Raw genomic sequence first — 22,406 nt, 5'->3', positions numbered from 1 at the left:
GGCCATCCTTTTTTGAAAAGCTTATGTAAGGAGGGAATGAATGCGATGAGCAGCCAGTTGCAGCCTGAAATGCACGCCGCCGTCCAGCAAAAAACGAAAAGATCGTTGAATCGCATGAAGAGAAGTGATTGGTTCTGGGCGTATCTCATGATTGCTCCGACATTGATCGGGTTGAGTGTCTTCTACTTATGGCCGATTGTACAAACCATTTATTTGAGCTTTACCAAATGGGGAGGATTCGGCAAGTACAAGTGGGCTGGCTTACATAATTACGAGTTGTTGTTCAAGGACCCTTACTTGTGGATCGCGCTGAAAAACACGCTGATTTATACAGTGATCGCAGTTCCTGTCGGTATCGCTATCTCCATTTTTATCGCTGTGCTGCTTAATCAGAAAATTAAGGGGATTACGATTTATCGCACCCTGTACTTCCTGCCCGTTGTGACGATGGCGGCAGCGGTGGCGATGGTGTGGAGATGGTTGTACAACGCTGATTACGGTCTCATCAATTATTTGCTGGGCTTGGTAGGCATTGAGGGGCCACGCTGGATATCTGATCCCGCTATTGCTTTGTATGCGGTGATTATCGTTGCCGTTTGGAGCTCCATCGGATACAACATGGTGATTTTTCTGGCCGGCCTGCAAGGCATCCCGAGAAGTTATTACGAAGCAGCAGAAATTGACGGCGCAGGACCGGTTCGCATGTTTTTCAAGATTACGTTGCCGCTGTTGACTCCTTCCATCTTTTTCGTCAGTATCACTTCCTTGATTGGGGCTTTTCAGGTATTTGACCTGATTTATCTGATGCTTGGAAGCAAAATGGGCAATCCAGCGACTGAGCAAACGCAAACGATGGCGTACTTGTTCTTTACCAATGGATTTGAATCAGGGAACGGTGGCTATGCGGCCGCGGTTGCCGTCGTGCTTCTGGTGATGATCCTGATAGTCACGGCTATTCAAATGAAATTGCAGAAAAAATGGGTTCACTATGATTAATCAAAGCTGAACAGACGGGAGGGATATGGAATGAGTGTTTATACGAGTCGGAACAAAATGGGCAAGAAGTTGTTCATTCATCTGCTGTTGATTGCAGGTGCTCTCGTGATGGTTGCGCCATTCATCTGGATGGTTCTCACTTCGCTCAAGTCACTGGGCGAATCAACACAGGTGCCTCCGGTCATTTTGCCGACCAAGTATCAATGGGAGAACTACACCCATATTTTTGAGATGCTGCCGTTCTTGGATTTTTATTGGAATACCGTGATCACAACCTTGGCGAAGGTAGTCGGGCAAGTATTCCTTTGCTCACTTGCAGCGTACGCATTTGCGCGAATTGAATTTCCAGGGCGAAACGCCTTGTTCATCCTGTTCTTGACCGTTTTGATGGTGCCAGGTCAGGTGTTTCTGCTCCCTCAATTTATGATTATGAAAGAGCTCGGCTGGCTGAATACGTTGACAGCATTGATTGTACCGGGCTTGTTCAGTGCATTCGGCACGTTTCTACTGCGTCAGTTTTTCATGTCGCTGCCAAAAGAACTGGAAGAAGCGGCGAAGCTCGATGGCTGCAACCATTTTCAGATTTACTGGAGAATTATGCTACCGCTGGCGAAGCCTGGCTTGATCGCACTCGCCATTTTCGTAGCGCTGTGGTCTTGGAACGACCTGATGTGGCCGCTGATCGTCAACAGCACGCCTGATAAAATGCCGCTCTCTGCTGGCTTGGCGTACTTGACAGGCGAGCACACCAATTTGACGAACTACCCGATATTGATGGCGGGCTCCGTTCTTGCCATTTGGCCGATGATTATCGTCTTTATTTTCTTGCAGAAGCATTTTGTCGAGGGAATTACCCTAACTGGGTCCAAATAGTCATTTTCGAAAAAAGGAGTGAAACCATTATGCATCATGTTCTGGTAATCGGAGCAGGCACCATGGGGACTGTTCACGCAAAATCGTATGCTGCCATGGAAAACGTCAAGCTGGTCGGGATCGTCGATATCCGCAGCGAGAGAGGAAAAGAGCTAGCAGCCGAGACAAAAACGGAATGGTTTGAGAGCTATGAAGAAGCTATGGAAAAACTGGCGCAGGTCGACATCATAGATGTGTGTTTGCCTACGTACCTGCATAAAACTTATGTAAAAAAGGCAGCGGATGCAGGCAAGCATGTCATTTGCGAAAAGCCGTTGGCTCGTGATAAGGAAGAAGCTCGTTTTATCGTTGATTATTGCCGGGAGAAGAACGTCAAGTTGTTCGTCGGACACGTCCTGCGCTTTTTCCCAGAGTACGAGAAGTCCCGTCAGCTGGTTAATGACGGCGCGATTGGCAACGTTGGTGTGGCACGTACGTTCCGCGGTGGTATCTTCCCGACAGCGTGGAACGACTGGTACGCGGACTACAAAAACAGTGGCAGCCTTGTTTTAGATATGATCATTCACGATTTTGACTTTTTGCGTTGGTGCTTCGGGGATGTGGAGCGTGTGTACGCGAAAGGCTTGCTTGGCCGAGGTTTTGCCAGGATGGATTACGCACTGGTTACACTTCGCTTCAAGAACGGCATGATTGCACATGTGGAAGGCTCGTGGGCACATGAAGGCTTCGCGATGAAAATGGAGCTGGCAGGCAAGGAAGGCATCATTTCCTACGACAGCTCGAAGGAAAAACCGTTAGTGGCGGTTAATCGCTCAAAGCAAGCAGGCATGAACGGAGTCGCAGTTCCGGAGAGTCCGTTGCGTGAAAACCCGTATTTCAGAGAACTGAAGCATTTCATCGAATGTATCGACCGTGATCTGGAGCCACTCGTGACGGCAGAAGACGCCGTGAAAGCGGTAGAAATCGCTCGTGCTGCGCTAGTGTCAATCGAAACGGGTAAACCCGTAACTTTGGTGTAGGAGGGGACTGGACATGAAACTCGGAATCATCAGTGTTGCACATATGCATGCATACAGCTACGCAAATGCGGTTGCGAAATTAGATGGGGTTCAATTGGTCGGGGTAGCAGACGAGGATGAAGTGCGCGGAAAGGCAGCGGCTGAAACGTTTGGCGTTCCGTTCTTCTCCGATTATCATGAGCTGCTCGCAACGGGTATCGATGCGGTCATCGTCACCTCGGAAAATGCCAAGCACCAAGAGCATACGTTAGCGGCAGCGAAGGCTGGCAAGCACATCTTGTGCGAAAAACCGCTGGCGACAACAGCAGAGGCTGCTCAAGAGATGATCGACTTTTGCCGCGAACAGGGCGTCATTTTGCAGACGGCATTCCCAGTGCGATTCCATCCGGCTGTCGTGCGAGCAAAGCAATTGGTGGAGCAAGGCAAGGTCGGACGTATCATGGCGATCCGCGGTACGAACCGTGGACAAAATCCTGGTGGCTGGTTCGTCGATCCGGAAAAATCCGGCGGAGGTGCAGTGATCGATCACACGGTTCATGTTGTTGATTTGATGCGCTGGTTCATGGACTCTGAAGTGCGTGAGGTTTATGCGGAGGTAGACAGCAAGTTTTCTGATACACCGATTGATGATTGCGGCATTTTGACCATGGAATTTGAGAACGGAGTTTTTGCCACACTCGATTGCAGCTGGTCTCGCAACAAGGCCTTCCCGACATGGGGAGACGTGACGATGGAAATTATCGGGACAGAAGGCACGATCTCGCTCGATGCTTTTTCTCAAAAGCTGGATGTCTATTCCAATGAAAAAGGCTTGAAGTGGGTCAACTGGGGCGATGACATGGACAGTCAATTGGTCAAAGATTTCGTCACCAGCGTGCGTGAAAAGAAAGCGCCGTCGATTACGGGTGAAGACGGCTTACGAGCGGTGGAAGTAGCACTTGCAGCTTATCAATCTGCTGAACAGAAGCAACCAGTCGTATTACGCTAGGACGGTGAATAACGCATGAGTGTACGTGTAGGCATGATCGGCGTAGGTGGAATCGGGCAGCATCATTTGAAAGGCTTGTTGACGGACGAAAGGGTAAAGGTCGTTGCAGTGTGCGACGTGAACCATGAGGCGGCTGCAGAGACTGCTGAGCGCATTGGTGCGCATGGCTACACCTCTTGGCGTGAGCTATTGGAGGTAGAAAAGCTGGATGCCTTGTTTGTGTGCGTCCCTCCCTTTGCACATGAAGAGATTGAGGAAACGGCGGCGGCGAAAGGCATTCATCTGTTTGTGGAAAAGCCAATTGGGCTGGACATACAGAAAGTGAACGAAAAGCAAGCGGCGATTGAAAAGGCAGGGATTATGACTGCAACTGGCTATTGCCTGCGCTATCTCGATATCGTGCAGGAAGCGAAAGCGTACTTGGAGGGCAAGTCGATTGCACTCGTCCGCGGCCATTATTTGACCAAGTTCGTCACGACGCCTTGGTGGAGGGAAATGGGCAAGTCAGGTGGACAGCTTGTCGAGCAGGCGACACATACGCTGGACATGATGCGGTATTTGGCGGGAGATATCGAGAAGGTCTATGCGCAGATGGCCTTACTCGTCTCGCGTGACATTCCAAACATCGATATTCCGGACGTGACTTCCATCAGTATGGTGTTTCAGTCAGGGGCGCTAGGACATCTGGATACGTGTTTCATCCAGCAGGATCACCGTACGAATGTAGAAATCTTGGGCAAAGATTTCCGCGTCATGATCGACGGAAAGAAAGTAGTGATCATGGATGAACAGGGAACACGTACGAAAGAGGGCGCAGTGGATATGTACGTGGAGCAAGATCGGGCGTTTATCACAGCGATTTTGACAGGGGATCGCAGCTTGATTCTGTCGCCGTATGAATCAGCTAGAAAGACGCTAGAAGTAACGTTGGCAGCGAATCAATCGGCACAAGAAGGGAAGCCTGTCACTATTTTGAGAAAAGGGGAGTGAGCAACATGGCTTTTCAAAAGGGGATCAATGCGTGGTGCTTCCCAAAGGAAACGAGCGTGCAAGAAATGTTTCGCCAGGCGAAAGCACATGGCTATCAAGGGGTAGAACTGAATTTGGACGAGGGGGATGCTCCCTTTCATCTAGAAATGACAGAGCAGGAATTAAAGGGCTTGGCGGACGAGGCTCGCGAACTAGGATTGGAGCTGCCAAGCGTCTCTACGGCCCTTTTATGGAAATATCCGTTGACACACAATGAGGAAGCGATCCGCGAGCAAGGCATTCGTGTTGTCGAGAAAATGATAGAGGCGGCAAGCATTTTTGGCTCACGGACCGTTCTCGTCGTCCCAGGTCTCGTAACGGCTGAGGTGTCGTATGATACGGCCTACGAGCGAGCGCGTGAAGCATTGCAGCGCTTGGCGAAAAAGGCAGAGCAGCATCAGGTATACATCGGGGTAGAAAACGTGTGGAACAAGTTTTTGCTCAGTCCACTGGAGATGGCCCGCTTGATCGATGAAGTAGACAGTCCATGGGTAGGTGCTTATTTTGATGTAGGCAACGTGCTGCAATTCGGTTTTCCTGAGCAATGGATTCGCATTTTGGGCAAGAGAATCCAAGCTATTCACGTCAAAGATTTCAAGACGTCGACTGGCAACATCACAGGTTTCGTGCCGCTGCTTGCTGGCGATATTCCATGGAACCGTGTGGTGGAAGCGTTGCGTGAGATCGGGTACGACGGCTACATCATCCCGGAAATCTCGCCTTATAGCCAGTTGCCTGAGCAATTGATCGCGCATACGTCCCAAGCGTTGGACGCCATTTTTCAATCGTGAATGGACAGCAAGGATGTGAAGCGTAAGATGAATCAAGACAAACCATATGCCATCGGGATTGATCTGGGTGGTACCAAGATCATAGTAGCGATTGTCGACCAGCATGGCAACATCCTCAGTCAGGCGAACGCAGCGACCCAAACAGAAGAGGCAGCGCAGACAGTCATCGGTCGTATCGGTGATTTGGTGCAGACTGTCTTAGACGATAGCGGCATCCTTCTCTCTCGCATTCGCGGGATCGGGATTGCAACTGCGGGAATTATTGATACACAGCGCCAAATGGTCATTTTTGCGAGCAATCTAAACTGGAGCGATGTGCCGATCGGTGCGATGCTTCAGGAGCGGTTTGGCGTAGCTGTGCAATTGATCAATGATGCCAATGCAGCAGCGGTAGCAGAATGGGCGTTTGGAAGTGCACGAGGCACGAAAGACTTGATCTATGTAACGGTCAGTACGGGTGTTGGTGCTGGCATTATTAGTGGAGGACGGCTGATTACAGGTGTTGGCGATAGTGCCGGGGAGTTCGGGCATATTTCGCTTGATCCCGAAGGACCGTTGTGCGTGTGCGGGAATAGAGGATGTCTGGAAAATTACACGTCTGGGCTGGCTTTGGCAAGTAGAGCTAGGGAACAGCTTCTACAGGGTGTTACCAGCTCGTTGCTCGTTGAAAATGGGAATGACCTGAGCAGGATAACGGCTAGAGAGGTCGGAGAGGCAGCGGTTCGGGGAGATTTGCTCAGCATGACTTTGATGAAGGAAGCTGGTTATTATCTCGGAGTCGGGCTGACCAATCTGATCCATCTGTTCAATCCGCAGGTGATTGTCATTGGTGGTGGTGTGATGAAGAACGGACAGCTACTGCTTGCGGAAGCGAAGAACGTCATTCGCGAGCGCTCTATCTCCCGGATGGCAAACCAAGCGAGCATCCAGTTGACGACGATCGGAGCGGAAGCAGGTGTGCTCGGTGCAGCAGGCATGTATTATCCGTCCGAGCGTGAAATGGTTGAGGTTTAATAGAATGAGAGTTGTGGGGGGCCGATGTTTGAATACATCGGCTTTTTCCTATGAAAGCGGACATAGAAGCCTAGACCTAGATTCTTTTCTTTTGGTAAAATATAGATTGGAAAAATTTTCGTATGAATAGAGAGAAATAGGCGGAGGGGTACCATGGCAGAAGCCAAAACAGCAAAAGCAGCGAAGAAGCCAGGATTTTTCAAAGAACTCATTACTTTTTTGTTTGTAGTTGCCTTAATCCTCGGAATTGCCAGCGGTGCTATTTTCTATTTATCTGGGAAAAATCTTGATGATTTACTAGGTGCGCGACCTGTAGCGAAAAAGGAAGTGAATCAGCCTGCAACTACTCCTGCACCCAAAAGTCCGGCGTCGACAGATCAAGAAGCGGGCACAAATCAGCATTCAAACGCTGTAGCTGTTTCCTCTGAGGGAACTGGTGCAACGGACGTGGCAATGCCAGCGGCCTATCCCGTCGAAACGCCAGGCCAACAAAGTAATGAGCGAGGACAGGTAGCACGAACCGAACTTCCTACTGAAAAGGGAGCACTCAAGGGCACGATTACGTGGCAATATAACGATTTTGTTGGGACGAAGCCGGATGTGAATGCAAGGATTTACCTCATTCCTACTGACTTTGATAAAAATACGATTACAGATCTGGAAGAGGGTATGTTTGCGTATGATACCATTGCTCCAAAAGGCTCGGGATTGTATGCTGCAAAAGCAAATGGGTATGGAAATTACGAGATCGGCAACGTGCCTGCTGGGGAGTATCATATCTTAGTAGTGTCAAAACAAACCATTCGGAATGTGCAGGAACCTGTAGATGACCTTACTGCCTATACGTTAAATCCGTACGTTAGGGATTGGGAAAATTTCGAAGCCGCTACGTTTTTGTTGTATAAACATGTACTTTCAAAAATTACGATTGAAGAAAACCAAACGCTCGATTTTAGCCACGATTTTGGTAATACCTATATTTAAGCTTGTTTTGGCCTTTAGACTCATAGGGTTTTGCCCTGCGATTCATGTATCATAAAACTATGGCACGTTTTGGCAGGAAAAACAGGTCAAACGTAATAGAAATTGTGGGTAAAGGGGTCGCAGCATGAAGGGAAAAAACAAAAGCATCATGATCGTCATGGCTCTGGTCATCGTCGCATTGCTGGGATACGCAGGCTATCGATTCTTTGGTCCTGTGACACTGGCGGAAGGGTATTTGTACGAAGACGATACACGCATGCTATACACGAGTGTCACGGTGAATAACGAGAAAGTAAGCGTTGAAATGACGGATTCCATCGTCGAAACAGAAGACAGCATCCCTGTTCTGAAAACTGAGTCGATCTTGCTGGAGGGAACGTTGGAGGGTGAGAAGCTGACTCTCAAAAATCCGGCAACTGGTCAGGATATCATCGGCACAGTGAAGGGTGATGAGCTCCAATTTGACGGTCTGCTTATGGAAGAGAATAAGAGATCGACAAGTCTGGTTGCCACAAACAAAAGCGCGTATGAAAGTAAATTGGCGACATTAACCAAGCGGACCAACGAGGAAGCGGAAGTAAAAAAGAAAGAAGTAGCAGAACAAAGAGTCAAAGAAGCAGCACGTGTCGACTTCGCCAAAAAAGTAGAACAGACAGGAAAGCTAGAAGCTGATCTGATTGAAACGGCAAAGTATTTGGACGAACTGCAATTTACGGATGAAGCGCAGTTTTCAAACGATCAAATAGCGGAGCTGCAAAGACTGTTGGAAGAGATTCGTACCTATTCGACACAGCCAGGCTTGAGCAAGATGGAATTCGAGGTCATGCAAGGAACACTGGGTAGTATGAAAGTGTTGGTCGATGGGATGAACACGATGGATGGTTCCATCCAGGATAAAAACAAAAACATGCAGGAAATGATCGCCATCATGGAGACCGACTTGAAGGATATCCAAACGATATGGGCGGAAATCAAAGCGAGCGTGCCGGATGCCGAGAAAAGGGAAAAAGCAATCCATGCGGCAGTCAAGACGGCGACCGATTCAATCGCGCAGGCGAAGCAGCGCCAAGGCTCGGTAGACAAAAGCGGACAAGCAAAAGTGAAAGAAACCGCGCACGGCCTGTATCAACAAGCGGTGAATGTACTGAATCAGACAAAAGCAAAGTATGGTTTTTAGACAGGAACAAGGCTCTCATTCGAGAGCTTTTTCCCATTTGGGCACCCTTGTCGTTTTCAGGTCGAAAAAATTGTATTATTCTTATAGTATTACTAAGAGATAATCATAAGGCAAATTTTCCAGGAGGAGTACGATGAGCGTCTACCAGAACATTACCGAATTGATTGGAAATACGCCGATTGTTCGACTGAGGCGCATGGTTCCTGAAGGAGCAGCAGAAGTTTTTGTGAAGTTGGAGAAATTCAATCCGTCCGGAAGTGTGAAGGACCGCGCTGCCTACAATCTGATTTTGACGGCTGAGCAAGCGGGACTGATCCAACCGGGGGATACGATCATAGAGCCGACGAGCGGAAATACCGGAATCGGCTTGGCGATGAATGCCGCAGCAAAAGGCTATCGTGCGATTTTGGTCATGCCTGACAATATGTCGAAGGAACGGATCAATATATTGAAAGCGTATGGGGCAGAGGTGGTATTGACACCGAGCGAGCTGAGAATGCCGGGGGCGATTGCCAAAGCGCAAGAGCTGCAAAACGAGATTCCGCGCAGCTTTATTCCTCAGCAATTCGAGAATCAGGCGAACCCGGACATTCATCGAACGACGACAGCTGAGGAAATTTTCACGCAAACGAATGGTCGACTGGATGCTTTTGTCGCCACTGCTGGGACAGGTGGAACGATTACCGGGACAGGCGAAGCGTTGCGGGAAAAGCTCCCAGAGCTGTATATCGCTGTTGTCGAACCAAAAGGCTCCCCGGTTCTGTCTGGCGGAAAGCCTGGTCCACATAAACTGGTCGGCACGAGCCCTGGTTTTGTTCCGCAAATCCTGAATACAAGCGTTTATAATGAAATCATTCAAATCGCAGACGAAGACGCCCTACAAAGCATGAGGCAGCTTGCAGCGTTGGAAGGGATTCTCGTCGGCCCGTCATCGGGTGCCTCGGTCTTTGCTGCCATCACGATTGCCAAAAGGCTGGGAGTGGGTAAGCGGGTCGTTTGCATTGCGCCTGACACGGGGGAGCGGTATTTGAGTATGAATCTTTTCTAATTAGGAGAAAAGGCGATGAGCAACGAAAAACACGCGCTGATCATCGGGGCAGGCTTGAGCGGGCTTGCATCGGCGCTTGCCTTGAAGCAAAAGGGTTGGCAAGTGACCCTTTATGAGCAGGCAAAGGAGCATAAAGGCATCGGTGCTGGAATCGTTTTGGCTGCCAATGCGATGAAGGCATTGGATAAGCTGGGAGTTGGACAGGAAGTACGCGAGCTTGGGGCAGCTGTCCGTTCAGCAAGGATTCGCGACTGGAAGGGAAATTTGTTAGTCGAGCTACCTGTCACGGAACAAGCAGAACGGTACGGGGCTGACAGCTACTTGATTCATCGAGCTGATCTACAGCAGGCTCTTTTGGCGAAAATCTCGACACATGAATTGGTTTTAGGCAAGCAGTTCGTTTCTTTTTCTCAAAAAGAAGCAAGGGTTCAAGCCGTTTTTGCAGATGGGTCAAGTACACAGGGGGCGATTCTGATCGGAGCGGACGGGATTCATTCTCATGTACGGAAGAGACTGTTCGGTGAAGAGTCGATGAGATACTCCGGGTACACGGCGATTCGCGGGATTGCTACTTACCAAGACCCTCGTTATCCACTGGAGTCAGGAGGCGGCTTTGAAGCATGGGGCAGGGGGATTCGTTTCGGGTTTTCCCATATCGGCAACAATCGAATTCATTGGTTTGCCGCCATCAATGCACCTGAGGGAGAAAAGGATGGACCGCTGGGCCGAAAGCGAGAGACTTTGCGCCGACTGGATGGCTGGTATGAGCCAGTACGTGCAGTGATTGAGGCGACAGAGGATGCAGCCATCTTGCGGCATGATATTTACGATCGTGCACCACTCAGGAGATGGAGTGAGGGCCGAGTTACTTTAGTAGGCGATGCGGCCCATCCGATGCTGCCGAATCTGGGGCAAGGAGCGGGGCAGGGAATGGAAGACGCACTTGTGCTGGCCAGATGCTTGGCAGAAGCCGATGCGGACTCGGACTCGGCTTATGCTTTGCGTATGTATGAAGAGAAACGGAAGAAGCGGGCGAATGCGATTGTGAAAGGTTCGCGCTTAATGGGGGCAGTCACCCAGTGGGAAAATCCGCTGGCCATCGCGACCCGTCATTTCCTGTTAAAAACGATTCCTGCCCGTATCCAGAGCAGAAGACTGGACTGGATTGTTGGACACGAAGTGTGAATACGGCGGCAGAAAAAAGGCAAGGTGCATGAGGCCCTTGCCTTTCAACTTTGTCCGCTTATTGATGACGTGCCTGATAGGCCAGCAACGCTGCAATGAATAACTGACCGGTTTGAATCATGGAGCGCTCATCAACATCGAATTTGGGATGATGATGCGGATACGTCGCCTGAATCTCCGGGTTGCGCCCACCGACCATGAAGAAGGTAGCGGGGCGTTCTTGGGCAAAGTAAGCAAAGTCCTCTCCGCCCATGCCAGGTGGGATTTTCAATACGCGCTCCTCACCAAAAATCCGCTTGGCTTCTGCTACAAAAAGTGGAGTCTCGGTCTCATCGTTCCAAGTAGCTGGGTAGCCGCGTTGGTACATGATTTCGCAAGTAGCGCCGACTGCCTGGCAACTGGCTTCCACGATACGTTTCAGAGATTGCTCAACCGCGACTCTCACTTCCTCGTCATACGTGCGGACGGTCCCCTTTAGCTTTACTTGATCAGGAATGACGTTGAACGCTTCGCCCCCGCCCACGAAGGAGCAAACTGACAGAACGACTTGTTTCAGCGGATCTACCTGACGGCTGGCAATCTGCTGCAAATTCATGACAACCTGACTGCCCAATACGATTGGATCAACGGAGGTATGAGGATAAGCACCGTGTCCGCCTTTTCCGTACAAGACGATCTCGAAGCTGTCTGCTGCTGCCGTAATGTAGCCATGACCGATCCCGACAGTGCCTACGGGAAGCTCGGAGGCGACGTGCGCGCCATACACGACATCGACTCCCTCGAGGCAACCCGCCTCCACCATGGCTTTGGCGCCACCAGGTGGCAGCTCTTCCGCGAACTGATGCAGAAATACCACATTTCCTGGGAGCTCATCGCGAAACTCGCTCAACACTTGTGCGACTCCCAAAAGTCCTGAGGTATGTATATCGTGACCGCAAGCATGCATAACGCCTGGAATGCGGGACTTATACGGTACTTCTTTTTCATCTTGAATGGGCAAGGCGTCGAAGTCAGCCCGCAACGCAACTGTTTTTCCTGGCTTTCCACCCCGCAAGAGACCGACAACACCCATGCCGCCGACACCGGTTTGTACTTCTATACCAAAAGAAGCCAGCTTGTCCGCAACTTTCTTCGCTGTGTTTTCCTCCTGAAAGGAAAGCTCGGGATACATATGCAAATCACGTCTGAATGAAACAAGCTCTGGATAAATCTCCTGCAGTCGGGCAAACCATTTTTCTTCCATCGAACCCACTCCTTTTTCCTAGGGAAAGAGATTGGTATTTCGTATTCGTCTTATTATAAAAATATTCCGAATCATAATTCAATGTATGATTTTGAGAACTATAATGAAGCGAAATTCATATTATGTAGACATTTCCAGTAGAAATCTCTAGAATATTAGAGAGACATGTTCAAAAGGTCGTGTTTTTAGTACAACTGCGTCATCCACAGACGACTTTTTGAACAGATAGATTGAGGGGATTATGACGAGTTCACATCCAAAAAATCCTAGAGTACTACTCATTATGCTCGTTTCTGGTATCCTTGTTTTGATCTTGACTTGTGTAAGCATCGCGATTTCCTATTTCAATACGATTCAATCCGTCCGACTCTCCATTGCGAATCAAAGCATGAAAGCTGCTTCGGTGGTAGCAGACAGTCTAGATGTTGACGCGTACCAGGAGTTTTTACGAAATCCGGTAAAAGAGACCCCCGCCTATAAACGAATCGAACAGCAATTGAATCAAGCACGTGAGCAGTTCGGTCTGCTGTATTTATACACGATTCAAGTCAATGAAGACAGGCAGAGTGGTCGCGCGATGATCGTTGCAAGACCTCCAAGTGCGCAGCAAAATTTTGATATCGGTATGCCTATTGTTCTATCTTCTGAGCACATTCAAATGATTTACGAAGGATCATCAGCGTACTACTCAGATATTATCAGAGATCCAGATTACGGGGTTTACATGTCTGCGGGTGCGCCGCTTAGAGATAGAGAAGGGAGAATCATTGGAATCATCGGAGTAGATACGGACGTAGCCATCGTCGAGGACATTGGAAATGATGTCGTTCGTAACAGCATTCCTGTTTTTGCGATTCAAGGTTTGTTTGTCGTCGTACTGATCTTCCTGGTTCTTTGCATGGAACGCTGGTACCAACGCGCCATCAAGGCAGCAGTTGGCGAGACGGAAGAAACCTATCAGGATGAATTACGCTCAGTCATTTGTTCGATGCGCTCCATACGCCATGATTTCGTCAATCACATGCAAGTGCTGTACGGATTGATCGAATGCGGATATTATCCAAAAGCACGAGATTACGTGCAGTCGCTGCTGAAAGAAACCAAGCTTCTGGACCTCACCGTGAGGTTTGCGAATCCTGCCTTAATGGTATTGCTTCACACGAAATGGGAGCAGGCTAAATCCAAACAAATCGTAATGCAATTTGAAGAATGTTCTGATCCAATGGATAGTATTCCTTCCATTGATCTGATCAAAATTTTATCGAATCTGATTGATAATGCGATTGAAGCGGCTGAATTAGCGGATGGGGAAAAGCGAATCAGCATTTGTTTTTGCTGTGATGAAGAACATATTATTTTCCAAGTGGAAAATACAGGACCGGAAATAACGCCAGAACAACGTGCACGTATTTTCGAGAAGGGCTATACAACGAAAACAGAGAAAAAATGTGGCTCGCGTGGAACGGGTCTGACGATTGTAGATTCAGTTGTTCACAAGTACAAGGGGAAAATTGAGGTTGGGTCGGAGCGGGGAATCACGAGATTTACCGTTTGGTTGCCAGTGAAATAGGCAAGTAACGAAAACAATTCTAGGATGATAAAGAAAAAGCCGTCAATGATTTGACGGCTTTTTGCTTTTGTGAGTCGCTATGCATTTTGTCCTGGCGCAGGCTGCGCTACTTGGCTTTCCTGTGCTTGAAATGGACGTGAGATCGAGTAAAAGGCAAACCCGAACGAAAGCAGGACGAACACTGCTCCAACCCAAGGTGTGTAGATGACAGATGACCGCTCGACGACGAGACCGCCAGCCAGAGAGCCAAGGGCGATACCTAAATGTTGGGCAGAAGTATTCAAGCTTAATTGAATGTCTGCGGTAGCAGGTGAGCAGGAGATCAAATAGTTTTGCTGTGCTGGCGAAATAGCCCAGCTAAGCGCACTCCAGATTACCATGATCGGCAAGAACAAATAAAGCGAGCCTGTAAAAAACGGCAAGACACACATGATCAAGCCAAACACTGGAATGATGAACAGAATGCTCTTGGTTGCTCCCCATTTGTCTGAGATCCAACCCCCAATACCACCGCCTGCAACGGCAGCAATCCCGAACAAGAGATAAATCCAGCTCAATGTCGTTCCGTCCACATTCATCGTCGTTTGCAGATAAGGAGTAAAGTATGCATACAGCGTCAAGTGACCTGTCAGCATTAACAAGACGATAAACAAGGCGCTGAATAGCTTGCTGCTACGGAGGGTAGTCATTTGATCACGTAGCGGAATCGGCGGTGCAGTTTGGACTTTTGGCAAAAACAAGAGGATAAAAATCATCGCGACGATACTCAGTGCCGCAATTAGCCAAAACGGGGCACGCCATCCGAAGGCATTCCCCAGAGCCAATCCGACAGGGACGCCGAGTACGAGCGAACCGCTAATCCCCATGAAAATAACGCCAATGGCACGGCCGCGATAAGCAGGTTCCACAAGGCTCGTCGCAATCGTAATCGACAGCACAATCAGGATGGAACTGCTTGCTGCGCTCAAGATGCGCGCCGTCATTAATACAGCGTAGCTCGGACTAAGTGCCGCGAGCACATTACTCAGGAAAAAGGCCGCTAATGCATACAAGTATAGCTTTTTGCGCTCAACACGCCTCGTAACATGCAGGAGCAGAGGAGCGGCAACAGCAAATGCAAGCGAGAATATGGTGATTAATTGTCCGGCAGCGCTAATCGATACCTGAAGATCGCGAGCAATCAGATCGAGCGTACCACCGATAATCAATTCCACCGTACCTACAACAAAGGTAGCAATCGCTAAGATGAAGACACGTGGATTCAAAACAATAGCTCCTCTCAAGAAAAAAGGTTACTACCATAATAGTAACCTTTTTGATCCTGTGCAACTAGTAATTTCTCCTTACAAATAGAAAAGACTCTGGCCAAAAGCCAAAGTCCAGGTATTGTCAGTATCGGAGGCGAATGATCATCTTGCGGATTTCTTCATCGTCAAAGAGTTGATCCACATATTTTTGGGTGATTTTTGTCAACGCGACATCATGGTAAAAAGAATCAGCAAAAAATTTGACGAAAGGTTGACCGCGTGTCTTGATCGCATGCCAGCCCGTGTCCTCCTCGCCTGCAAAAATCATTTCATCTTGGTCCGCTACGATTAGTTGATAGCGCTCCAAGCCTTGATGCTCTTGCACAGGGATAAAGGAATGAACACAGGAGAGCTTGGTGTTAATCTGCCCGATGACCAAGGCTTCGATCTCCACCCCTTCTTTTTCTTTCATCTCCAGTAGGGGTACATACTCCAAAAAATCATTGGACCAGGCAGAGATGCGAATAGACCGTGTTGCCCGTTGGATCAATTGTTTGCATTCCGCGCGGATCGATTCATCAACCTTCAGGCTCCAGACTCGGTCATCACGTACGGCTTTATGAGAAAGGGAGCTGGTCAATTTTTTGACGTCTGTTTGAAATTGGCGGGTCAGCTTTTCTACCAGGCTGTCCAAAGGAAGGGCTGTATACCGCTTTTTCTTTTCCGATACGGTGTCAAGAACCATCCCCTTTTCTACCAGACGATTCAACACCTCGTAAATTTTTGCTTTTGGCACTCCCGAATGCTTCACGACCATTGCTGCATCGAGAGGCTCGCCGCTAGACGCCAACGCTTCATAAACTTTACTCTCATACAGAGAAAAACCAAATGTTTGCAGCATCAAAATCCTCCATGGAAAACACGAGCATTTTTATTCGATCGTACCGATAATCGAGTTGTTTTGCAAGAAAGAGAGGGGGGCGAAAGAAATATATGATAGAAAAATATCGAGTTTTTTCGACAAAATTCAACAAATTTCTATAGGTCTTTAGGATGTAGACACAACGGTAATATATCGAACAGATACCCTGTGAATAAATGATTAGCCGAAAATTCGGCACTTGTCGTAACTAGTTCGATAGCCTTATTGAGCAATTTCTTTTGAACGGGAAGTATTTTTTGTCGAAGAAAAGAATTTGGCAAAAATTACGTATCACGCAATAATTATGAATAGTCGGAATTGGGGGTTTGATTTTTCCGATGCATCACAAATAGATAGAAAAAGAGGGTGAACCGTAGTGAAGAAAAGCAAGAAGCTCTTATCCGTTTTATTCTCCTCCTCACTCGTGCTCAGTACTTTCGTGGCTGCACCTACAGCAGGTTTGGCCAAATCAAAAGAGGACAAGCATGATCTGCATGTAGACTTGTCCACTGTTAACCTGGAGCGATTGATTAAAGGGTTAATGGAGCAAGGAATCATTGATGAAGACGCCGATCAGGATGAGATTGACGAGGCGTTGCTCGAGTACTTGGAAGACAAAAAAGTACCACACGGCGTTGACGAATCGACCTCTTTCGGTAAAGAAGCAAGCAGAGGTCAGCAGGCAGCATTGGCGAAGGCAGCCCAGAAAGTGGCTGAGATGGAGGATGGCGATGAATTGCGCTCTTCCAAACGACTACATACTGATAACATCGTTGTCGCTCTTGTCGAGTTCCCTGACCGAGAGCATAATCAGCTACCAAAAGTGAATGACTCGCTTTGGACGAAAGACTTCAACGAAAAGCACTACAAAGAGATGCTGTTTGATCAGAAGGGGTACGAAACTCCTGAAGGTATCGGCATGACAACGATGGCGAAATATTTCTATCTGCAATCGGGAAAAACGTGGACGGTTGATGGTGTAGTAACGCCATGGCAAATGGCTGAGAATAGCTACAAGTATTATGGCGAAAATTCCAAGGCTGGTGACGATTCCAATCCGCGCGATCTAGTAATCGAGACGCTTGAGGCAGTTGGGGATTCCATTGCCGGGAAAGAGGAGTTGTACGATCAGCGCGATCCGTATGACTTCGATGGCGATGGTGATCTGATGGAGCCAGATGGCAATCTGGACAACCTCATGCTCGTTCATGCTGGGATCGGCGAAGAAACTGGGGAAGACGCAGATGCGATTTGGTCCCACCGTTGGACTTTGAAGAGACCTGTAGAAATTCCAGGTACAAGCCTCAAAGCGTTTGATTACATGATTCAACCAGAGGATGGCGCACCAGGCGTATTCACTCACGAATACGGACACAATCTCGGTTTGCCAGACTTGTATGACACGACAAGAGGCGGAAAAGATTCGCCAGTAGGTGCTTGGTCCCTCATGTCGTCCGGTAGCCATACAGGTAAGGTTTTCCAAACAGAACCTACTGGCCTTGATCCTTGGTCCAAAATGGTGCTACAACAAATGTTCGGTGGAAACTGGATTAATCCGTACGTGCTGGACTACAAGGATGTAGAGAAGCGCAAGAGATCTCTTCGACTCATTGATGCGAGCAGCCTTGAGAAGGACGGCAAGGTCATCAAGCTGAACATGCCAAAGGTCGAAAAGAAACCGCCGGTTGAGCCAAAAGATGGTGGATACGCCTACTTCTCGGATGAAGGCAACAAGCTGAATACAAAAATGACGTCTGATGTGATCGATTTAACAGGGGTCAGCTCCGCAACGATGAAATTCGATTCGTGGAGAAGCATTGAGGAAGGCTATGACTACGTGAGCGTCAATGTAATCGACGCGGATACAGGCGAGAAAAAAGAAGTTCAAAAATACGATGACGTAACAAAAGGCTGGGACAAAGAAGAAATCAGCCTGAACGAGTTCACCGGTAAAAAGGTACAAGTCGAGTTTAACTATGTAACGGATGTCGCTTTCGTGATGGATGGCTTCTATTTGGATAACTTTGAAGTAGAGGCGGATGGACAAGTCATCTTCGCAGATGATGCAGAAGGTGAGAAGAAGTTCAAATTGGATGGTTTCTCTCACTTCGATGGAAAAGGAAAAATGTTCGATGCGTACTACCTAATTGAGCTGCGTTCTCATGAAGGAATTGACGCTGGTCTGAAGCATTTCCGACGCAACGACTCTTTCTTCACGTATGATCCAGGTATGGTGATCTGGTACTTTGATGGTCGCTATGAAAGAACCCGTGACAACAATACGAGCCTGCATCCAGGCTACGGCATGCTCGGTGTAGTAGATGCCCATCAGGAAGTACGTTACTGGAACAATGATGAAGGTAACAAAAAGGCAATTGCAGACTCCCGTTACCAAGTGAATGACGCTGCGTTTAGCCCGAACGACACTTCTGGAATAAAGCTGGATTACATTATGGGAACCATGGAATACGAGCCGTTGGATGGAGTAACTGAGTTTGAAGACAGTGATGATTACTCGATGCCGGAAGTGCCCGAAGTCGGTAAAATCCTGCCGCAAATCGGTTTGGAAATCAAACTGAAAAGAGTTGCCAAGAAGTTCACGGATGCTACGATTGAACTCTCCATTGATAAAGATTAATCCATAAGTCAAAAGACGCCACGCATCGCTAAGCTGATGTTTGGCGTCTTTTTACGTTTCCATGAAGGCCCCTGATATCTAAATTCAGAGGCCTGTTTTTACTGGTCTAAGCTCGGCTTCATCGCAATAGGCTATAACAATGAACGACAAGCTGCCCGATCTGATTGCGCGTAAGAAAGGCAACCTTTTGTACAGGCATAGGTATCGCGCCCGGCAGCAAGGGGGGATCAATCATGCTGCATATTGTTGCTTGCATTAAGCAGGTGCCGGACACCAAAATCATCAAGATGAATCCGAAGACGAATACGATGGATCGCGCCAGTGCGCCAGCCATTCTCAACCCGTATGATGCACATGCGGTGGAGGAAGCCGTTCGTTTGAAAAATCGATATGGGGGTGTGGTCTCCGTCGTCACCATGGGACCGCCACCAGCGGTGAAGGCTATTCGGAAATGTATCGAGATCGGAGCAGACGCAGGCTATCTGGTAACGGATCGTGCATTTGCCGGAGCAGACACATTGGCGACCAGCTATGCAATTACCAAAGCCATTGAGAAGATTGCAGAAAGCCAGCCAGTCGACCTCGTCATTTGCGGGAAGATGACCATCGACGGTGATACGGGACAAGTCGGACCGGGTGTCGCCAGAAGGTTGGATATTCCGCCGCTCACGTGTGTGAAAAAAGTAGTGGAAATAAACAAAGAACAAGGTTACGCCATCGTGCATCGAAAGCTGGAGGATGGTTATGAAGTCATTCAGTCGACCTTGCCTTGTTTGTTTTCCGTGGAGAAGGAGATTAACGAGGTACCTTATTCTCCGCTGCCTAACATGCTTCGAGCTGCTAAATATAATCCCGTTGTCTGGTCCGTCGATGACTTGGGGGATATCGATCGGACGCAGTTAGGTCTGAAGGGCTCTCCTACCATCGTTGCAAAAGTTTGGCCCCCAGAGAAGCCAAAAGGTGGCGAGATACTCGAAGGAAGTGCCAGCGAGCAAATCGCACGCTTGATGGAAATTTTGCACGATAAACAGCGACTGTTTCGGGTGAAGGAGGAGCAGATATGAATCTGGATGATTTTCGTGGCATCTGGGTGTTTTTAGAGGTGAGTGACGGCCGTATCGCGCCTGTATCACTCGAGCTGCTGGGGGCGGGAAGACAAATGGCTGACAAGCGAGACGTGCCGCTTGCTGGCTTGTTAATCGGAGATGGAATCAAGGAGTTGGCCCACACGGCGTTTCCATACGGTGCGGACCAAGTGTATGTATACGATCACAAGATTTTTCATGATTACCGAACAGAGTCGTACATGCGAGCTGTTATCGAATGTGTTCAAAAGCACAAGCCGGAAATCATCTTGTACGGTGCGACTTCAACCGGAAAAGATTTGGCGAGCGCTGTCGCGACGGACTTGGAGACAGGGCTGACCGCTGACACGACCATGCTCGATGTGAACGCGGAGACAGGCTTATTGGAGGCAAGCCGTCCAGCGTTTGGCGGTAACATCATGGCGACCATTTTGTGCAAAAAACATCGACCGCAAATGGCGACCGTCCGCCCAAAAGTCATGAAAGCGCTTGAGCCAGACGAGTCACGTACAGGAAAGATTATCGAAGAAAGCATGGAGCTACGTGAAGAAGACATTCGTACAAAAGTACTAAAAATCGTCAGGGAGACGAAGGAAAAGGTGCGGCTGGATGAGGCCGATGTGATCGTCGCTGGTGGCAAGGGACTCGGAAGCAAGGAAGGCTTTGCACTTATTCATCGCTTTGCAGAACGAATCGGGGCAACCGTTGGGGCCAGCAGAGATGCGGTGGAAGCAGGCTGGATCGGTCATGAATATCAGGTAGGGCAGACGGGAGTGACTGTTACGCCAAAAATTTACTTTGCCATCGGCATATCGGGAGCTATCCAGCATTTGGTCGGCATGCGCAACTCGGGATTGATCATTGCCATCAATAAAGATCCGAATGCACTCATCTTCCAGTCTTGTCACTACGGTATTGTCGGTGATGCTTTTGAAATTGTGCCATTGCTCATTGAAGCATTCCAAAAGGAGCCGGACAAGGAGGTAACGTATGGCTGAGAAATTTGATGTAATCATTGTCGGAGCAGGTCCGGCTGGCACAGCTTGTGCTTATACGCTTGCCAAAGCGGGTGTAAATGTTCTGTTGATGGAGCGCGGGGAATATCCGGGTTCCAAAAACGTCATGGGAGGTGTTTTGTATCGTAAAACGATGGAAGACATCATTCCCGAATTTTACAAAGAGGCGCCTGTTGAACGTCCGATCGTCGAACAGCGGTTCATGATGCTCGATAAGGAATCAGCCATCAATTTCAGTTATAAAGGCATGGAGTGGGCCCAGGAACCCTATAACAATTTCACGGTGCTGCGGGCGAAATTTGACCAATGGTTTGCAGATAAAGCCGTGCAGCAGGGAGCACTGTTACTTAATGAGACTGTTGCCTTGCAGTGCATTGTTGAAAATGGCAAGGTAGTCGGTGTCAAAACAGATCGACCGGATGGGGATCTATACGCAGATGTTGTCGTGCTAGCAGACGGCGTCAACTCCTTGCTGGCGAAATCGTTAGGCTTCCACAAAGAGTTTCGCCCAGATGAAGTAGCGCTCGCTGTCATGGAAGTACTGAAGCTGGATCGCAAAATAATCGAGGATCGCTTTAACTTAGAGGGCGATCACGGTTGTACGATTGAAATTTTCGGGGATTCGACCAAAGGGATTTTGGGGACGGCGTGGTTGTATACGAATAAGGACAGCTTGAACATTGGGGTAGGGACGATGCTGTCAGGTCTGATCAAAAACAAGATCAAACCTTATGAGTTGTTAGACTATGTAAAGAATCACCCGATGATTCGGCCGTATATCCAAGGTTGTGAGCAGCAGGAATACTTGGCGCACCTGATTCCCGAGGGCGGATATCGTTCCATTCCCAAAATTGTCGGCAATGGTGTACTTGTCGTAGGAGATGCTGCCCAGCTCGTCAATGCAATCCATCGAGAGGGATCGAATATGGCAATGGCATCTGGTGTCATGGCGGCGGAAACGATCCTGGCGGCAAAAGAGGCAGGGGACTATTCTGAAAAAATGCTCGACGGGTACCGAATCAATCTGTTGAATAGCTTTGTCGGTCAAGATTTGAAAAAGTACAAGGACGCAACGCATCACTTTGAAAAATTCCCGCAGTATTTCGAACAGTATATTCCGATGATGAACAAAGCGGCGAGTCAAATGTTCACGGTTGATGGCAGCTCGAAATGGAGCAAGCAGAAGAAAATCTGGAGCGACCTCGGCTCTGCGAAGGACAAATGGAAAATGGCGCGTGACTTGATGAATGCGTGGAGGGTGATGAAGTGATGCAGGATCTACCGAAGGGCCAGTCAATCGAGGAGAAACAGTACCTTGTGCGCTTCAAAGCGGACACGGAGTCACATCTGCATGTGCTCTCCGCAGATGTTTGTGCGACGCAATGCCCTGATAAGCTCTGTACGATCTTCTGTCCTGCGGAAGTATACAAATGGGAAGAAGTGCGGATGCACGTCGGTTACGAAGGGTGTCACGAGTGTGGGAGCTGCCGCATTGGTTGTCCGTACGAAAATATCAAATGGGTGTATCCGAAGGGTGGACACGGAATCATCTTCAGACTCGGGTAATAGGCGGCGATGAGC

The 22,406-nt window shown here is 48.7% G+C and carries 20 protein-coding genes; 17 read left to right on the top strand and 3 right to left on the bottom strand.

All coding sequences use genetic code 11. The annotated features are described in order from the left end of the window. Nucleotides 1-36: 36 nt before the first annotated feature. The 11 genes from POF51_RS22095 (at nt 37) to POF51_RS22045 (ending at nt 11,104) form a co-directional block, all read left to right on the top strand. Complete coding sequence (locus POF51_RS22095; RefSeq protein ID WP_083261585.1) at nt 37-996, top strand: carbohydrate ABC transporter permease; 960 nt, start codon at nt 37-39, stop codon at nt 994-996. A 30-nt stretch (nt 997-1,026) separates the two neighbouring features. Beyond that, nucleotides 1,027-1,869: a carbohydrate ABC transporter permease gene (locus tag POF51_RS22090; RefSeq protein ID WP_069845520.1), complete on the top strand. Its 843-nt coding sequence runs from the start codon at nt 1,027-1,029 to the stop codon at nt 1,867-1,869. A 29-nt stretch (nt 1,870-1,898) separates the two neighbouring features. After that, nucleotides 1,899-2,888 (top strand): Gfo/Idh/MocA family protein, encoded by a 990-nt coding sequence (locus POF51_RS22085; RefSeq protein ID WP_069845519.1) that lies wholly within the window; start codon nt 1,899-1,901, stop codon nt 2,886-2,888. Nucleotides 2,889-2,901: 13 nt separating this feature from the next. Then, nucleotides 2,902-3,876, top strand: a complete 975-nt coding sequence (locus tag POF51_RS22080) for a Gfo/Idh/MocA family protein (protein WP_017251125.1) — start codon at nt 2,902-2,904, stop codon at nt 3,874-3,876. A gap of 15 nt (nt 3,877-3,891) precedes the next feature. Further along, nucleotides 3,892-4,866 carry a Gfo/Idh/MocA family protein gene (locus POF51_RS22075; RefSeq protein ID WP_069845518.1) on the top strand — a complete coding sequence of 325 codons (975 nt, stop codon included), beginning with the start codon at nt 3,892-3,894 and terminating at the stop codon, nt 4,864-4,866. Nucleotides 4,867-4,871: 5 nt separating this feature from the next. Further along, a complete protein-coding gene (locus tag POF51_RS22070; RefSeq protein WP_017251127.1) occupies nt 4,872-5,696 on the top strand; it encodes a sugar phosphate isomerase/epimerase family protein in 825 nt (274 codons plus the stop codon). Nucleotides 5,697-5,723: 27 nt separating this feature from the next. Continuing rightward, nucleotides 5,724-6,710: an ROK family protein gene (locus POF51_RS22065; RefSeq protein WP_069845517.1), complete on the top strand. Its 987-nt coding sequence runs from the start codon at nt 5,724-5,726 to the stop codon at nt 6,708-6,710. A gap of 153 nt (nt 6,711-6,863) precedes the next feature. Further along, nucleotides 6,864-7,694, top strand: coding sequence for a hypothetical protein (locus tag POF51_RS22060; protein ID WP_069845516.1), 831 nt, complete (start codon nt 6,864-6,866; stop codon nt 7,692-7,694). Nucleotides 7,695-7,818: 124 nt separating this feature from the next. After that, a complete protein-coding gene (locus tag POF51_RS22055) occupies nt 7,819-8,871 on the top strand; it encodes a hypothetical protein (protein ID WP_069845515.1) in 1,053 nt (350 codons plus the stop codon). A 133-nt stretch (nt 8,872-9,004) separates the two neighbouring features. Then, nucleotides 9,005-9,919: a cysteine synthase A gene (gene cysK / locus POF51_RS22050; RefSeq protein ID WP_069845514.1), complete on the top strand. Its 915-nt coding sequence runs from the start codon at nt 9,005-9,007 to the stop codon at nt 9,917-9,919. 15 nt (nt 9,920-9,934) lie between these two features. Then, nucleotides 9,935-11,104 carry an FAD-dependent monooxygenase gene (locus POF51_RS22045; protein ID WP_069845513.1) on the top strand — a complete coding sequence of 390 codons (1,170 nt, stop codon included), beginning with the start codon at nt 9,935-9,937 and terminating at the stop codon, nt 11,102-11,104. A 58-nt stretch (nt 11,105-11,162) separates the two neighbouring features. On the opposite strand, the gene POF51_RS22040 is transcribed toward POF51_RS22045, so the two are convergent. Next, nucleotides 11,163-12,347: an amidohydrolase gene (locus POF51_RS22040; RefSeq protein WP_069845512.1), complete on the bottom strand. Its 1,185-nt coding sequence runs from the start codon at nt 12,345-12,347 to the stop codon at nt 11,163-11,165. Between the two features lie 283 nt (nt 12,348-12,630). Here POF51_RS22040 and POF51_RS22035 point away from each other — a divergent pair, with 283 nt between their 5' ends. After that, nucleotides 12,631-13,917: an ATP-binding protein gene (locus POF51_RS22035; protein WP_244521699.1), complete on the top strand. Its 1,287-nt coding sequence runs from the start codon at nt 12,631-12,633 to the stop codon at nt 13,915-13,917. Nucleotides 13,918-13,994: 77 nt separating this feature from the next. Here POF51_RS22035 and POF51_RS22030 read toward each other — a convergent pair whose 3' ends face one another. Both POF51_RS22030 and POF51_RS22025 read right to left on the bottom strand, forming a co-directional pair. Continuing rightward, entirely contained in the window at nt 13,995-15,182 is a 1,188-nt protein-coding gene (locus POF51_RS22030) for an MFS transporter (protein ID WP_106836862.1), read from the bottom strand. 124 nt (nt 15,183-15,306) lie between these two features. Beyond that, nucleotides 15,307-16,065 carry a TrmB family transcriptional regulator gene (locus POF51_RS22025; RefSeq protein WP_069845509.1) on the bottom strand — a complete coding sequence of 253 codons (759 nt, stop codon included), beginning with the start codon at nt 16,063-16,065 and terminating at the stop codon, nt 15,307-15,309. 397 nt (nt 16,066-16,462) lie between these two features. Between POF51_RS22025 and POF51_RS22020 the strand changes: the two genes are divergently transcribed. The 5 genes from POF51_RS22020 to POF51_RS22000 all read left to right on the top strand — a co-directional run bounded on the left by POF51_RS22020 (nt 16,463) and on the right by POF51_RS22000 (nt 22,391). Further along, complete coding sequence (locus POF51_RS22020; RefSeq protein WP_069845508.1) at nt 16,463-18,724, top strand: immune inhibitor A domain-containing protein; 2,262 nt, start codon at nt 16,463-16,465, stop codon at nt 18,722-18,724. Nucleotides 18,725-18,957: 233 nt separating this feature from the next. Continuing rightward, the gene (locus POF51_RS22015; RefSeq protein ID WP_069845507.1) at nt 18,958-19,788 is read left to right on the top strand and encodes an electron transfer flavoprotein subunit beta/FixA family protein; all 831 of its coding nucleotides are present in this window, start codon (nt 18,958-18,960) and stop codon (nt 19,786-19,788) included. Further along, nucleotides 19,785-20,807, top strand: a complete 1,023-nt coding sequence (locus POF51_RS22010; protein ID WP_017251138.1) for an electron transfer flavoprotein subunit alpha/FixB family protein — start codon at nt 19,785-19,787, stop codon at nt 20,805-20,807. The genes POF51_RS22015 and POF51_RS22010 overlap by 4 nt, the downstream gene beginning before the upstream one ends. Continuing rightward, nucleotides 20,800-22,095 carry an FAD-dependent oxidoreductase gene (locus POF51_RS22005; RefSeq protein WP_016739331.1) on the top strand — a complete coding sequence of 432 codons (1,296 nt, stop codon included), beginning with the start codon at nt 20,800-20,802 and terminating at the stop codon, nt 22,093-22,095. The genes POF51_RS22010 and POF51_RS22005 overlap by 8 nt, the downstream gene beginning before the upstream one ends. Further along, nucleotides 22,095-22,391: a ferredoxin family protein gene (locus POF51_RS22000; RefSeq protein WP_007726971.1), complete on the top strand. Its 297-nt coding sequence runs from the start codon at nt 22,095-22,097 to the stop codon at nt 22,389-22,391. The genes POF51_RS22005 and POF51_RS22000 overlap by 1 nt, the downstream gene beginning before the upstream one ends. Nucleotides 22,392-22,406 lie beyond the last annotated feature (15 nt).

This window comes from Brevibacillus sp. AG, assembly GCF_028369215.1.
Classification (GTDB): Bacteria; Bacillota; Bacilli; order Brevibacillales; family Brevibacillaceae; genus Brevibacillus; species Brevibacillus porteri.
This window is presented reverse-complemented; position numbering and strand designations above follow the sequence as displayed.

Bases quoted from the DNA above. Each gene is read 5' to 3' on its own strand.
- POF51_RS22055 (WP_069845515.1), top strand. From the start codon at position 7,819: ATGAAGGGAAAAAACAAAAGCATCATGATCGTCATGGCTCTGGTCATC.
- POF51_RS22025 (WP_069845509.1), bottom strand. From the start codon at position 16,065: ATGCTGCAAACATTTGGTTTTTCTCTGTATGAGAGTAAAGTTTATGAA.
- POF51_RS22045 (WP_069845513.1), top strand. From the start codon at position 9,935: ATGAGCAACGAAAAACACGCGCTGATCATCGGGGCAGGCTTGAGCGGG.
- POF51_RS22070 (WP_017251127.1), top strand. From the start codon at position 4,872: ATGGCTTTTCAAAAGGGGATCAATGCGTGGTGCTTCCCAAAGGAAACG.
- POF51_RS22080 (WP_017251125.1), top strand. From the start codon at position 2,902: ATGAAACTCGGAATCATCAGTGTTGCACATATGCATGCATACAGCTAC.
- POF51_RS22035 (WP_244521699.1), top strand. From the start codon at position 12,631: ATGCTCGTTTCTGGTATCCTTGTTTTGATCTTGACTTGTGTAAGCATC.
- POF51_RS22085 (WP_069845519.1), top strand. From the start codon at position 1,899: ATGCATCATGTTCTGGTAATCGGAGCAGGCACCATGGGGACTGTTCAC.
- POF51_RS22010 (WP_017251138.1), top strand. From the start codon at position 19,785: ATGAATCTGGATGATTTTCGTGGCATCTGGGTGTTTTTAGAGGTGAGT.
- POF51_RS22000 (WP_007726971.1), top strand. From the start codon at position 22,095: ATGCAGGATCTACCGAAGGGCCAGTCAATCGAGGAGAAACAGTACCTT.
- POF51_RS22075 (WP_069845518.1), top strand. From the start codon at position 3,892: ATGAGTGTACGTGTAGGCATGATCGGCGTAGGTGGAATCGGGCAGCAT.
- POF51_RS22060 (WP_069845516.1), top strand. From the start codon at position 6,864: ATGGCAGAAGCCAAAACAGCAAAAGCAGCGAAGAAGCCAGGATTTTTC.
- POF51_RS22015 (WP_069845507.1), top strand. From the start codon at position 18,958: ATGCTGCATATTGTTGCTTGCATTAAGCAGGTGCCGGACACCAAAATC.
- POF51_RS22065 (WP_069845517.1), top strand. From the start codon at position 5,724: ATGAATCAAGACAAACCATATGCCATCGGGATTGATCTGGGTGGTACC.
- POF51_RS22005 (WP_016739331.1), top strand. From the start codon at position 20,800: ATGGCTGAGAAATTTGATGTAATCATTGTCGGAGCAGGTCCGGCTGGC.
- POF51_RS22040 (WP_069845512.1), bottom strand. From the start codon at position 12,347: ATGGAAGAAAAATGGTTTGCCCGACTGCAGGAGATTTATCCAGAGCTT.
- cysK (WP_069845514.1), top strand. From the start codon at position 9,005: ATGAGCGTCTACCAGAACATTACCGAATTGATTGGAAATACGCCGATT.
- POF51_RS22090 (WP_069845520.1), top strand. From the start codon at position 1,027: ATGAGTGTTTATACGAGTCGGAACAAAATGGGCAAGAAGTTGTTCATT.
- POF51_RS22095 (WP_083261585.1), top strand. From the start codon at position 37: ATGAATGCGATGAGCAGCCAGTTGCAGCCTGAAATGCACGCCGCCGTC.